Source organism: Bythopirellula sp. (assembly GCF_041737835.1).
Taxonomy (GTDB): domain Bacteria; phylum Planctomycetota; class Planctomycetia; order Pirellulales; family Lacipirellulaceae; genus Bythopirellula.
In genome coordinates this window covers 1-12,501 of sequence record NZ_JBGSQY010000040.1, presented here as the reverse complement: position 1 = coordinate 12,501, position 12,501 = coordinate 1, and the positions used below count along the sequence as shown (strand labels likewise).

At 52.0% G+C, this 12,501-nt stretch carries 10 protein-coding genes; 2 read left to right on the top strand and 8 right to left on the bottom strand.

The window, feature by feature from the left end; genetic code table 11:
• Nucleotides 1–67 precede the first annotated feature (67 nt).
• The 7 genes from AC6T8Q_RS11595 to AC6T8Q_RS11565 form a co-directional block, all read right to left on the bottom strand.
• Nucleotides 68–2,398: a sodium-translocating pyrophosphatase gene (locus tag AC6T8Q_RS11595; protein WP_500679234.1), complete on the bottom strand. Its 2,331-nt coding sequence runs from the start codon at nt 2,396–2,398 to the stop codon at nt 68–70.
• 202 nt (nt 2,399–2,600) lie between these two features.
• On the bottom strand, nt 2,601–3,515 hold the full coding sequence (locus AC6T8Q_RS11590; RefSeq protein WP_500679233.1) for a response regulator: 915 nt from the start codon (nt 3,513–3,515) through the stop codon (nt 2,601–2,603).
• A complete protein-coding gene (locus AC6T8Q_RS11585; RefSeq protein WP_500679232.1) occupies nt 3,493–3,933 on the bottom strand; it encodes a response regulator in 441 nt (146 codons plus the stop codon). The genes AC6T8Q_RS11590 and AC6T8Q_RS11585 overlap by 23 nt, the downstream gene beginning before the upstream one ends.
• Nucleotides 3,917–5,497 (bottom strand): sensor histidine kinase, encoded by a 1,581-nt coding sequence (locus AC6T8Q_RS11580; protein WP_500679231.1) that lies wholly within the window; start codon nt 5,495–5,497, stop codon nt 3,917–3,919. Before AC6T8Q_RS11580 ends, AC6T8Q_RS11585 begins: the two co-directional genes overlap by 17 nt.
• A gap of 51 nt (nt 5,498–5,548) precedes the next feature.
• Nucleotides 5,549–5,995 (bottom strand): response regulator, encoded by a 447-nt coding sequence (locus tag AC6T8Q_RS11575; protein WP_500679230.1) that lies wholly within the window; start codon nt 5,993–5,995, stop codon nt 5,549–5,551.
• 505 nt (nt 5,996–6,500) lie between these two features.
• A complete protein-coding gene (locus AC6T8Q_RS11570) occupies nt 6,501–7,493 on the bottom strand; it encodes a glycosyl hydrolase (protein WP_500679229.1) in 993 nt (330 codons plus the stop codon).
• Nucleotides 7,494–7,603: 110 nt separating this feature from the next.
• Nucleotides 7,604–7,876: a response regulator transcription factor gene (locus tag AC6T8Q_RS11565; protein ID WP_496918623.1), complete on the bottom strand. Its 273-nt coding sequence runs from the start codon at nt 7,874–7,876 to the stop codon at nt 7,604–7,606.
• Between the two features lie 264 nt (nt 7,877–8,140).
• Here AC6T8Q_RS11565 and AC6T8Q_RS11560 point away from each other — a divergent pair, with 264 nt between their 5' ends.
• Nucleotides 8,141–8,755, top strand: coding sequence for a MarC family protein (locus AC6T8Q_RS11560; RefSeq protein WP_500679228.1), 615 nt, complete (start codon nt 8,141–8,143; stop codon nt 8,753–8,755).
• Nucleotide 8,756: 1 nt separating this feature from the next.
• Here the strand turns inward: AC6T8Q_RS11560 and AC6T8Q_RS11555 are convergent, their stop codons facing one another.
• A complete protein-coding gene (locus AC6T8Q_RS11555; protein ID WP_500679227.1) occupies nt 8,757–8,987 on the bottom strand; it encodes a hypothetical protein in 231 nt (76 codons plus the stop codon).
• Nucleotides 8,988–10,580: 1,593 nt separating this feature from the next.
• On the opposite strand from AC6T8Q_RS11555, the gene AC6T8Q_RS11550 reads away from it, so the two are divergent.
• Nucleotides 10,581–12,434: a hypothetical protein gene (locus AC6T8Q_RS11550; protein ID WP_500679226.1), complete on the top strand. Its 1,854-nt coding sequence runs from the start codon at nt 10,581–10,583 to the stop codon at nt 12,432–12,434.
• Nucleotides 12,435–12,501: the final 67 nt, after the last annotated feature.

Genomic DNA, 12,501 nt, shown 5'->3' with positions numbered 1-12,501 from the left:
GGCATTCTATCGGCTCGCGGCGTATTTGCAACGCGAGCCGACTGACCTTTCGGAAGGCGGAACTTGATTAGTTTCCTATTCCCAACCACGCTTGCACGATCGGTGCGAACTTCACGACCACCGGCGCGAAGACCACACTCACCATGGTCACGAGCTTAATTAGGATGTTGAGCGCGGGACCACTGGTATCCTTGCAAGGATCCCCCACGGTGTCGCCGATCACGCCCGCCTTGTGGGCGTCGGAGCCTTTACCGCCGTAGGCACCTTTCTCGATATACTTCTTGGCATTGTCCCAAGCACCGCCAGCGTTGTTGAGCGTCGTCGCCAACACAAAACCGGTCACAAGCCCCCCGGCGAGCATTCCCATCACGCCCGCCACACCGAGGATTAGTCCTGTCGCCACGGGCGCGCCAATCGCCAGAATGGCGGGGGCAATCATTTCCCGTTGCGCCCCGGCGGTTGAAATCGCAACGCAACGGGCATAATCCGGTTTCTCCATGCCAAGCATAATCCCCGGATGCTCACGAAATTGTCTGCGAACCTCTTCGACCATGCTCCCAGCCGCACGTCCCACCGCTTTCATCGTCATCGCCGAGAACACGAAGGCCAACATGCTCCCCACGAACATCCCCGAGAGTAAAAGGGGATTCATAATCGTGAGATCATGCGCAATCACGGTCTCTTCTAAACTCGAATGAGCGGCCAAGCCCGGGGAATATTCATCCGAAACACTCGCCAAAGTTGTCGTCGAGGCGTCGGCAACTTGCGTCACTGCGGGCACATCAAACCGATCTTCCCATAGCCGCACTTCTTCTACGTAAGCCGCCAACAGTGCCATCGCGGTTAACGCCGCCGAACCAATCGCAAAACCTTTCCCCGTGGCGGCGGTCGTATTGCCCAAGGAATCGAGCGCATCCGTGCGCTCGCGAACTTCCTTGGGCAAATGTGCCATCTCGGCGTTGCCACCCGCGTTATCGGCAATCGGCCCGTAAGCATCAGTCGCTAAAGTAATGGCCAATGTCGAGAGCATTCCCACCGCCGCAAAGCCGATCCCGTAAAGCCCCATCGTAAGATCGCTAAACCCACCGGCGAAGCCAAAAGCGGCGAGCATGCCAATCACAATCACGACCACGGGAGCACCGGTTGATGCCATACCCGTGGCCAGACCGTCGATGATGGTAGTGGCGGCCCCCATTTGCGTTTGTCCAGCAATTCCACGCGTGGGTGCGTATTCGTCGGACGTGTAATATTCCGTGGCTTGGCCGATGATCACCCCCGCAACCAACCCTGAAATCACCGAACCCACGATTCCCCAACCGATGAGATTCGTGCTGCTTGCCACCACGATCAACGCCACGATGACCATCACGCTGCTACCGAGCGTTCCGAACAGCAACGCCTGCAACAATTGCTTTTGCGAAGCCCCTTCGCGGCACCTCACCAAAAACATGCCCAGGATGGAAAACAAGATGCCGATCCCGGCAACCACCATCGGCGCGATCACAAGATTGAGCACTTCGGAAATTGGCATGCCTTCGTAAACGTGGCGTGTGCCGACGGCGGCCCCCAGCGCGGCCGTCGCTAGAATTGCACCGCAATAGGATTCATAAAGATCAGCTCCCATTCCGGCGACGTCGCCGACGTTGTCCCCCACATTATCGGCCACTGTGGCTGGATTACGCGGATCGTCTTCGGGAATACCGGCCTCGACCTTGCCCACTAAGTCGGCCCCAACGTCGGCGGCTTTGGTGTAAATGCCACCACCAACACGCGCAAGAAGCGCTTGCGTCGAAGCACCCATGCCGAACGTGATCATCGTGGCGGTGATCTGCACCATTTTGTCAAGGTCCGTCATCCCTTGTTGAACGAACGTGACACCCCACAGCGACAAACCCTGCTGCATGTGCTCGGGCGTATACACCCACTTATCGAGGATGAGATACCACAAACAAATATCAAGAAGCCCAAATCCGGCAACTACCAACCCCATCACCGCCCCAGAGCGGAAAGCTACCTGCAATCCCTGATTCAAACTGGCAAGGCAACCTTGGGCCGTGCGCGAGGAGGCGTGCGTGGCGGTGACCATGCCGATAAAACCGCACAGCGCCGAGAAAGTTCCGCCCGTGATGAAAGCGATCGGCACGAACGGGTTTTGGATTCCAAACCAGGCAAGCACGCCTAACACAAACATCAACAGCAGAAACACCTTAGCAACAACACGATATTGCTGTCGCAAGTAGGCCATGGCCCCCTCGCGGACGTAACCGGCGATTGTTTGCATTAGCTCACTGCCCGGTGAGGCGGCGAGCATCGCGCGATAGAAGTAATAGGCAAACGCCAAGGCCAAGATTGAAGAAATGGGTGCGATCCACCACATGCCGGGAGTAAAAGTTTCCATGGAAATAAACTGCGTACTACTTCGTGTTTCGTGCCGCATCCGCACGGGTGTGCGTGGGGTGCGCGCTCGATTGTTGGCTTCGACCTCCCATAACGTGGGAAAGTCCCGGGAAAATTTGAGATGTTGATCAAACTTTCACGGTCACGGCTAAAGAAAAGCACAAGCCGTGCCAACGCTGATATTAGTTACACAGTTGGGGCCACTAATGACAAGATGTCAGAGACACACATTCAGGCAGGTGGCGGTGGATCTGGTCCCACAACTCCGGCCAGTAATAGGGCTTCGTCATAAAGCAATCGGCCCCCATGGCATACATCTTGCGTTCGAGTGTTTTTTCACGGCGCCCTGTCAGAACAATGACAGGGATATCGCGCGTCACGGGATTATCTTTGAGTCGTCCCAACACATAATCGCCGTTACCGTCAGGCATTTCGTAATCGAGGAGGATGACGTTTGCGGGAGTCGTGAACGCGCGCCGGTAGCCTTCCATGCCGGCCGACGCGCGTACGACTTCAACGCCATGCTCTTGCAAGCGCAATTTCAAACCATGTGCAAATGCCTCGTCATCATCGATACTCAAGAGCCACGGTGTTTCAGTCATGTCATTGACGGGCATGGCTACTGATTCTTCTGCCTCTAGCGAGGTAAACACGGCATCCATAAGATGCATTCTTCCACGTTTCATTTCAACATCGTGTGTTTCATTATCATGTGGCTCGACGATCAACGATTTCCCCTGATTTTCGAAGATATCGCAGAGCAGGGGTTTAACTCGTGACCAAACATCGTCGCACTTGGTCACATAAAAAGCCATGAGCTCATGACAACGTCGAATTGTTTGATGGTCGGTCCTGCCCGTTAGGACAATAAGTGGCGTCTTTTTCAATTCGTCGTGTTTCGACATCATTTCGCCCACGCACAGCCCATTGCCAGCAGGCATACTCACGTCAAGCAGTACGACGTCGGGGTGAACGTCTTCGATTTTTAGCCAGGCAGAAGACGCATCCATGGCCGTGTGTACGATTAATCCTAACGCAGAACAACGAATACTAAGAACATGAACCAAATCAAAGTCGTCATCGGCAATCACTATTTTAGGCTTTTGAGGGACTAGCATGGCTGTCGCTTTCTAAAAATCTTGAGCAGGGCAGGTTAAATCGATTAGGGCCATCAAGTGCTTTTTCAACTGCGGAAAGAAGGTCTTGGCTAGTGTAAGGTTTCCTGACAAAAAACCGCGCGCCAGCATCTAGCGCCGTTCGTTGATCTGGCAAGCTGGCAGAGACCATCACCACCGGAATTTGCGCAGTTCGACGATCAGATCGCAGACGAACCAAGGCATCTAAACCATTTAGCCTGGGCATACTGACATCCATCAGAACGAGATCAGGGAGCACTTGTTGAGCAAGTCTCACGCCTAGGTCTCCATCGCTGGCAAGGCACGTATCGTAGCCCGCGTGTTCAAGACGCAACATCGTTCCAGCCAAGATTTGTACATCGTCATCGACGATGAGTACTTTCTTACGTTGGGCAAACATGGAGTGCCTCCTCATCGGCATAGCTAGCGTGAATCGCTGCGAGCACTTGCTCTTCGCTACATTCCAACAATTGCCAACTGCCGCGATATTTGATCTCTATTTCAGGCAAATCCCCTTTAGGGCGATTGCGGCTAATTTCTCGGCGGTCGTTCTCGATTCGTTGTGTGAATCCGGACAACTCAAGGGGCGGCATCGAGAGTACGGCTAACCAGTGCCTCGGATTGACGCGAAAGAGTTGGTCATGTCTGCGCAAATCTTGCTGCAAAAGCATACCCAAATCCGTCAGATCGCATTCGTCGGTCACATCTTTAGCACGCAGCGAGACGACACAAATTTCCGCTGAATTCGAATTCTCTTTACGGATAGCGGTAAACTGTCGCTGTAAGATTTCGTCATATTCGGCGTAAGGGATGGTGAATATAAAATCACTCCCCATTCCCAATTCACTTTGCACTTCCATTTGCCCAAGATTCAGGTCGACCAACTCCTTGGCAATTCCCAATCCCAGGCCAAATCCTTTGGTGCTTTGTCGAACGTTCGTCACGTGTTGCTCAAAACGATTGAAAATTTCTGCCAACTTCTCCTGTGGGATGCCTGGACCATTGTCCGAAACGCCGACTTGTACCTCTCGATCGACATCATTGGCTAACGCCCACAATTTGACTCGACCTGGCTCGCCGCAGAATTTGATGGCATTCACCACGAGGTTAATGATCACGCGCCCGATTTTCTCACTATCACACCAGATACAAGGCAAATCATCAGGGATTTCAAGTTCCAAAACAACATTACGAACCGCAGCCTTACGCCGGAGACTGGGGAATAGATATTTAATAATGTCCTCGAGCATGCATTCTTGTTGGTACATCCCCAACAGTCCTGCTTCCAGGCGACTAAAATCCAAAAGATCGTCGACCATTGTATTGAGATCGTCGGTGCGATCATCAATGACATTCAGCATGGCCACCTGTTCGTCATTGACATCGCCAATCACACCATCGCGAATTAGCGAACTGTACTCCTTTATCACGGTCAGCGGCGTGCGAAACTCGTGTGAAACATTGTCGACAAACCGCTGCGAGGTTTCACAAAGCTCCTCAAGCCGCTTATTCTTAGTCTCCAATAGTTTTTTACTCTCTGTCAGTTGCTGGACGAGTCTTTGATTCTCTCTCTGGGATTCTTGTCGTTGGATAGAGTAATGAATCGCCCGTCGCAGCTTGTCCTCCCCAGCGCTTCCTTCGGAAAGAATCTCATGCTTCGAGAGATAGTCTTGCGCACCGTTCTCCAGGGCCTGAAGTGCCATCTGCTCGTCGACAAGCGACGTTAAAACGATCAGCGGTATTTTGGGCATGTGATCGCTGAGCAAGCGCACCCGGTTGAGCCCTTCCGCATCGGGCAAAGTTAAATCCGAAAGCACGGCCGTAAACTGCTGGAAGTCATCGCGTGCTAGTACTCCAGCGATCTCTTGATTTGTTTCGATCGCACACGTCGGAAATAATTTTTTCAACATGCGGCTAATCAGCACCGCATGCCCCGGATCGTCTTCAATCACCAGAAACTTCACGAGATAGCTCCTTTGCGCAAGAACAAGTAATGTCCGATGCGCCAGATTCTCTTACTTGGATTTGAGCGCTATAAAACTACCGATACGTTGGATAAGTTCGTCTCCGCTAACTGGCTTTCGCAGATATTGGTCGGCCCCCAACGCAATCGCTTCATGAGCAAGCTTCGGATCCCTCATGCCGGTAAGCACGATGATTGGCACGGTAACCGTATCGCGGTTAGCACGCAAACACCTCAAGACGTAGCGTCCATCCCCATTGGGCATAGCCATATCGAGCAGGATCAGATCAGGATGCTTTCGCACGGACTCCGAAATACCTTGCATTCCGTAATAGGCATGGCGCACCACAACATCGTACGCCCTTAACCGCAATTCAATGGCACTCTGTATCCCAGGGTCATCGTCGATGCACAGGATTGAAGGTACGTGTGTCGAACTTCGAGGGCAGTCCCGCCTAAGAGCCGTTCGAGGACTGTACTGGTCAATTATGAGTGTCATGGCTACTCCTTACTATGTGGGAGCACGTCTGCCAACGTGTCACTATAAAACCACTGTCGATAATCGGGGACAATTCTCTTTGTATGAGAGATTGATGCACAACTGGCTGCTGTCGGTAATAGATCTCATGAATCGATGCCTGTTCGTAATTGCCAGTCGCGATGACTTGCATTTCACCACTACTACAAAGAATAGCTCAATGCCATTGCCAATAACCACAACTAGCGAGCCAAGCAACTATCTCTACCTCAGACACGAGTGGTTGGCAGGCATTTATCGGTTCTGAGTATTACGATTGAAATCGACTTAGGAATAAATTATCAGCTCTCTAGATGTTGGCTGATTAGCAGCAATCCTCTGTATATAAGACGTTGAGGATCACACAGGAGCACGCTGGGAAATCACTTAAGTCTCAAGCCAAGGCTTGAAGCTGGCGCGATCGGGCGTGGTGAATTCCTTAGAGTCAGGAAAAGAGAGAAATTGTAAAAAAAGACTTCTACAACGATTATATGCCGCCGTCGGGCGCTGTAAGAGAAGCGGCTTCCGTTTCAAACTTCGGCAACTCATCGCGCGTAATCACGCGCTCATGGTTGTAGGCCCGCTTCAGTGCTTGGCGATCGTGATCGAACAGATAGCTGCCGTGCCAAACCAACCACCACGACCACGGTGTTCCGTCCGCGAAACTACGATCGGGATCGGGGATCGTGCCACACTCATGCAGCGGAATCGGCGCGCTATCGCCGTAAACATTTTTCACCCATTTGTATAGCCACGGCTGCATTGCCTTGTCATAAGTGTCGATTCCTACGAGATCGTAATATTCACTGCCGGGATCCCAGCCCGCGCGGGGCCGGCCGCTGTGGCACAAGACCCAGATCAGATTGTCGAGCTTTCGTTCCTTGGCAAAGTAATCGAACATCGTCCGCCACAGCCGGATAAACTGCTCATCGGTCCCCATGCCGTACCAGAACCAACCGCCGTCGAACTCGTGCATCGGCCGCCACAGCACGGGCACGCCGGCATCGCGGAGCACAGTCAAGTGATCGGCGATCCGTTTGAGATCGTCCCACATCGCTTTGTTTTCGGGCGTGCCTTCTTCAAAACAGCGATTCATGTCGATCGCCATCTTGCTTTGGCCATAACCCTGGCCCTTGGTCGGCGCTCCCCAATGCCACATGACGGTGGGAATTCCGCCGGCGCGCCACCACTCAATCATCAACTCATTGCCGCGCTTGTTGTCGTGCTCGAACATGTAGTCGTGGCCTTGAATGGCCGGCAACTTGCCCGTAACTTGTTCGATATATTCGAAGGCGTCGGGCTTCCAAGGCACCCAGATTTGCCCAGAGAGCGTCTTTTTGCCCTTCATCTCGTTGAGATAATCGAGCACAGCGCGGGCTTCCGGCGAGGCGTGCGGAGTGACAGGCTCAACGGCATGGACGAAACTTGTCGCGAGCGCAACGCAAAGAATAGCGAGTTGGCCAAGTAGACGTACAAACATAGTTTGTCGTATCTGAAAGCTTATTTCAGGATTACGTCGAAGAACCAAACGCAAGCAAGCTATTAGAGCTGGATCCGGCACAGATGGATGAAGACAACTAAAACTTATCTCTAGTTCCAGCCGTCATTCTTGCGGCCCGACTTGCGCTTTTCGGCGGCAGTCAGCGTCTCATCGAGCTTGCTGATCTTGTGCTTGATGGCAATCCGAGTCAGCAGCGTGGCTTTATCGGTTCCCAGCGTTTTCATCGCAGCGGCCTTGTGATTGTCGACCGTGCTGACGGCAAGGTTAAGGATATTGGCAATCTCACCCACGTCGCAGCCCAGGCTGACGAGACGAACGACTTCCAACTGGCGGGGGGTAAGGGATGCAATACGATCTTTCATGGTGGGTCTTCCTTTTGGTCGGGGGATAGCCTAATCGTATTAGAAGATCGCCGAGCGCCAAGGGGGGCCTCTCTAGCGGATTGACGCACATTGCCCATGCTGTTTATGGTAGTGACCATGCACCAATCCCTTATTACGAAATGCTGATGCATTTCAAGCTGAATGCGGGCACCACAGGAGCATACAGAATCCGAACGGGCGGCCTGGATTATAGAGACCCGGTCATATAAGAATTACCAAATTAAAAGACACTGCCCTACGTGCATGCCAGAATATCAAGTTATCCTCAGCAACTTTGTACTCCTGTGGGCGGTGATCGATCCCATAGGCACGATGCCAGTCTTTGTGGCTGCGACGCGTGGCCGGGCCGAAGCCGAGCGACGCAGCATTGCCAACCGCGCGTCGGTCGTGGCCGCGGGAATTTTGCTCTTCTTCATCCTGGTCGGCGAATACGTGCTCAACGCGATGGGAGTTTCGATCTCCGCGTTTCAAATTGCAGGCGGAATTATTTTGTTTTTGTTCGCACTGACGATGATCTTCGGCGACAGCAAACCCGAAGCCGAGCGCAAAGATATCAAGCATGCCGACGACGTGGCGATCTTCCCCCTGGCGACCCCGTCGATTGCTTCGCCCGGCGCGATGATGGCCGTCGTGCTCCTCACTCGCAACGACCTGCACACCATCGACGAGCTCTTTGTGGTCACGGGATTGATGCTGATCGTGATCGGCGCCGCTTACATCCTAATGCGGGCCTCTTCGGTGATCATCAAAGTCATCGGCGACGGCGGTTCGAGCATTATCAGCCGCGTGATGGGCATGATCCTCGCCTCGGTCGCCGCCTCGCAAGTGCTCGATGGGATCAAGACCTATTTCGGATAGGTCATGCGGGCGATGAGTGCCCCAGATAAATCTTGAGATTGGCAGCAATCTTAGGCTTAGCAGCTCGATTCTTGTTAGGCCTTGTCGCCAACTCAACCTGATCGGCGTGCGCATACAAACTGTCAAATGAATTCGAGAGCCACAAACGGCCATCCTTCACCGCCGAGTCAGTACGATAGAGCTCGCCCGTCGTTTTTAGTCTGACCTGAGTACCAATGTGTAACTGGGACATCGAAAAACCCTCCCACCAAGTCGCTGCCGAATCGCCTGTTCATACAGCGTTGACTACCTGACATGGATGGCGTAGCTGAGGGAACTATTCGCAAGGAACGTACCACGCTCGGAAGCCACTGAACTCGCCTTAAAAACGGAGTTTCGGTCACGACAAGACCAAACAAACATAGCAATCCGTAAATCCACCACACCCGGCTGAGGAGAGTGAGCGATTAGCGCGCTATTTGGATGCGCTCTCTTCGGCAGCAAGAAAAATCAGTGCGGCACATCCAATAAGGGCAACAGAAGACGGAAAGTTGCCAAAACCTCAGAATGATTCTGAAAAGAAGCAAAAACAGTACAGCCCACAGGAGTCGAACCTGTAACCTTCGGATTCGTAGGCCGCCAAGTCCGACAACAAGACATGCCGACATGTCTCGACATAACATACCAGATCATGTCATCGATGTACACGTACCGTCAGGACGCAATTTGCGGAACCGAGCTTACTTGCGAGTTTGATGCCAACAGGTGACATTCCGGAACGTCTAGCGACACCGAATGCAGTCCAATCTGCAGTCCACCCAAAATAATCGCGGAACAATCTGGTCAAGAGTGGCGGTAAGGGGAGGGCGGAAAGTGTCACCCTGTCACCCTAACTTTGCACTTTTGTTTGCGTATTTCAAAGTGGTGTTACGGGGATACTCGGCCAAGTAGACCCCAGAACCATTCCCCTTTGTACTATTCTCGTCCTTTGGAATAGTTCCCTCTCGACTTCAAGACCCTCAGACGACCATGGCGTCTATATTATTCTTGGCGAAATTAATCGCGGCACGTTGTGGCATCACGTTCTCATAGTGACCAGACCCGTTAATATTGGAATCTCACTCTAAACGTGGCTCGGGTGAAGGGGGCAGGCAGGGCCATCAAGAGACCAAATAAAGCCACATTGAGTATAAGTCCAATTATCGAGACGACCTAAACGTAAGTTGATCACAGAAGTCGAAGCTTACAACTTGTTCAAACCGTACTTTACCCTAGTGAATCCTTGACTCATCCCTAGCGACCACCCTTCTATACTTCAAGCTGTGTTCAGCTGCGAAAACGTAAACTTTAACGGTGAGAGAAGCGAAGACGGCATTTTCTCCCCAGTTCTTTCGGTCGCTCGACACTTGATAAGTGGTTTCTCAGCAGTTTAGAATGGTGGCTTGCCGCAGCCGAACGGCTGCAAGCAACGGAATCGAGGAATTGGAGGCGGTACAGCGAAGATCAATGAATGATCAAATACAACTAGGGTCTTCCGAAAATGAACGATGCCGACTTAAAACAAGAACTTCGCGTGTACGTCGAGGTTTTTAAGATTCCGCCGCAGAGTTGTCCACCAGACTACTTTACGCTTCTCGGCCTAGGCAAAGATTGTACGGATGCAGAGGCAATCACTGGGGCTTCCAAGAAACGTGCGTCGCTATTGAATAAGACCCTACCAGCGGAGCTTCATCTGGCAGCCCGCATGATTCTGCGAAGAATGGAGCGAGCTAGGATATGTCTGTCCGATCCGAGTTCACGGGCTGCGTATCTTTCTAAGCTCTACGGTAGATCGGCGAACTTGAGCTTGACAGATTCTACCAGCACTTCATTGCACAGAGTGGATGCAAGTTCTCCACAAGCCGTAAGACCGAGAACGGCACCGAACCTGAAGTCGCAAAAATATGAACATGCAAACTTGCAATACGGCGACTCAATTACTCCGGATTTGCCCGCTACATCAACCACATCTCGTTCACGTCGAACAATTGATGATCTTGCCAAAGGTATATCAGATGGCCCAATCCTTGATCTAGGCCCAACGACTCACATCAATCTAACCCAACCGCGAAACAACTCACAACTGCCTCTCTACACTCTCGTCGGCGTCGTTGGTTTGGCAGTCGTAGCACTTATTGTGTTTGGTTTGAGTGGTGAAACTGATACTCCTTCAACGCCCTCTGTGGTCGCTTCTGCAACTCCAAATGAAGTCACTGAGCAAAAGCTGAATTTGCCAAGTGAGGTTGAAGAACCTGCATCCATACCAAGTGAAGCCTACACTACCGAGAAGCAATCTGCCGACCAACGACCAAGTCGAGTGACTCCTGAGATTAGTATTACACCTGACCACCTCGAAGATTCTGCCCAAAAGCAAACGAACCAAGGTGAGGAATCGAATTCGCCTTCTTCGCCAGCGAGTGAAGCGTCGACGAACCCTCAGAAAGTTCCCGAAGTTGAGAATCAACCAGTAGTGCAAGTGATCTCGTTGGCGTCACTGGAGAAGGAAATCGCCTTGCCTCTTTTCGATGAAAAAAAGTCCTCGGCAAGTTCAGGCGATGACGGCAAAATGGAAGAAGCAAAGTTGGGCTCAGTTTCAGATTTCACGCACCAGCAGCTGCAGATTACCCTTGCCCAGCCGACGATTGCCAAGTTTCCTGGAGCAGAATTCTATGTTCGGGAAGAGATCGACGGGCAAGAACTTAAGGCATGGGAAATTCGACTCAAGTCAGCCCCAACGAAGGACACAAAAGCAGACGAGGAAAAAAGTGAGGTAAAGGGCGATGCACCGGCAGGCTCGGCTCTGGATAAATTGGCTTCAGAGTTTGATGTTTTGGTTGCTCTCATTTGTTTTGAGGAAAGCTACCTTAAATTTCAATGGGAAGTGGTAGAAGACAGACGTTTTGCTGATCAATTGCGAAATTGCATTTTGTTATTAAAAGCTGGAAACGAGACAGCAAAGATCCAACTTCGGCCCACGAAAGACGTTGGGGCTTTTGTGACAAATCTGACGGAACGCAATCACCTCTATGACCTGGCAGAGATTGCAGTACCGTCCGCTGAGGCACTTCAGTTGCGGGTGCATGACGTAAACCTTGCTGGTGTTGACTTCGAGGTCGATCCAGCTTCAGCCACGGCGTCATTCGGTGATACTGTGGAAATCAAGTTGCTGGGTTGGCAAGGGGATGCGTCACTAAGGTTTTCACTTGTGGGTAAGAAAGAGAGCCCAACGGTGAGATTCACTCCTAGATACAAAATCGGTGGAAAGCGAAACGCACCACTTACTTCGCAGGATGTTAGAAGTTCCATTGAGAATGTCCAAAATGCATTGGCAGACGGACGCGGTAGACTGGCTTTTGCAGAGCGTCAGGTAGATTCCTTGCCAGGAGCCATTAGCTCAGTTTGGGCTCGTGACGACGGCAGTAATACGGCTAAGGTGAAGGCAGAGGCCAGTCGCCTCGAAAGGCAATTGCAATCAGCCGAGGGTACGATCAAAAGAATGGCCCGGTCGATTCCCGATATGGAAGCGACGATTGCTGGCTTAGAAGCTCTCGCTTCACTGGCCCGTCGGTTTGACCAGCAAGGCAGCATCGAATTCGAGGTGATCGTTCCTTGCAATGACGAAGAGTTGGTCTTACTCAGCACCAGTTCCGGTAGTCCCTAAGGGCAATGACAGATGCGAACAATTAGACACAATTCACGCGAAGCGAAGCTATCGGATATGAATTTTT

Bases quoted from the DNA above. Each gene is read 5' to 3' on its own strand.
- AC6T8Q_RS11575 (WP_500679230.1), bottom strand. From the start codon at position 5,995: ATGACACTCATAATTGACCAGTACAGTCCTCGAACGGCTCTTAGGCGG.
- AC6T8Q_RS11555 (WP_500679227.1), bottom strand. From the start codon at position 8,987: ATGTCCCAGTTACACATTGGTACTCAGGTCAGACTAAAAACGACGGGC.
- AC6T8Q_RS11590 (WP_500679233.1), bottom strand. From the start codon at position 3,515: ATGCTAGTCCCTCAAAAGCCTAAAATAGTGATTGCCGATGACGACTTT.
- AC6T8Q_RS11570 (WP_500679229.1), bottom strand. From the start codon at position 7,493: ATGTTTGTACGTCTACTTGGCCAACTCGCTATTCTTTGCGTTGCGCTC.
- AC6T8Q_RS11560 (WP_500679228.1), top strand. From the start codon at position 8,141: ATGCCAGAATATCAAGTTATCCTCAGCAACTTTGTACTCCTGTGGGCG.
- AC6T8Q_RS11595 (WP_500679234.1), bottom strand. From the start codon at position 2,398: ATGGAAACTTTTACTCCCGGCATGTGGTGGATCGCACCCATTTCTTCA.
- AC6T8Q_RS11565 (WP_496918623.1), bottom strand. From the start codon at position 7,876: ATGAAAGATCGTATTGCATCCCTTACCCCCCGCCAGTTGGAAGTCGTT.
- AC6T8Q_RS11585 (WP_500679232.1), bottom strand. From the start codon at position 3,933: ATGTTTGCCCAACGTAAGAAAGTACTCATCGTCGATGACGATGTACAA.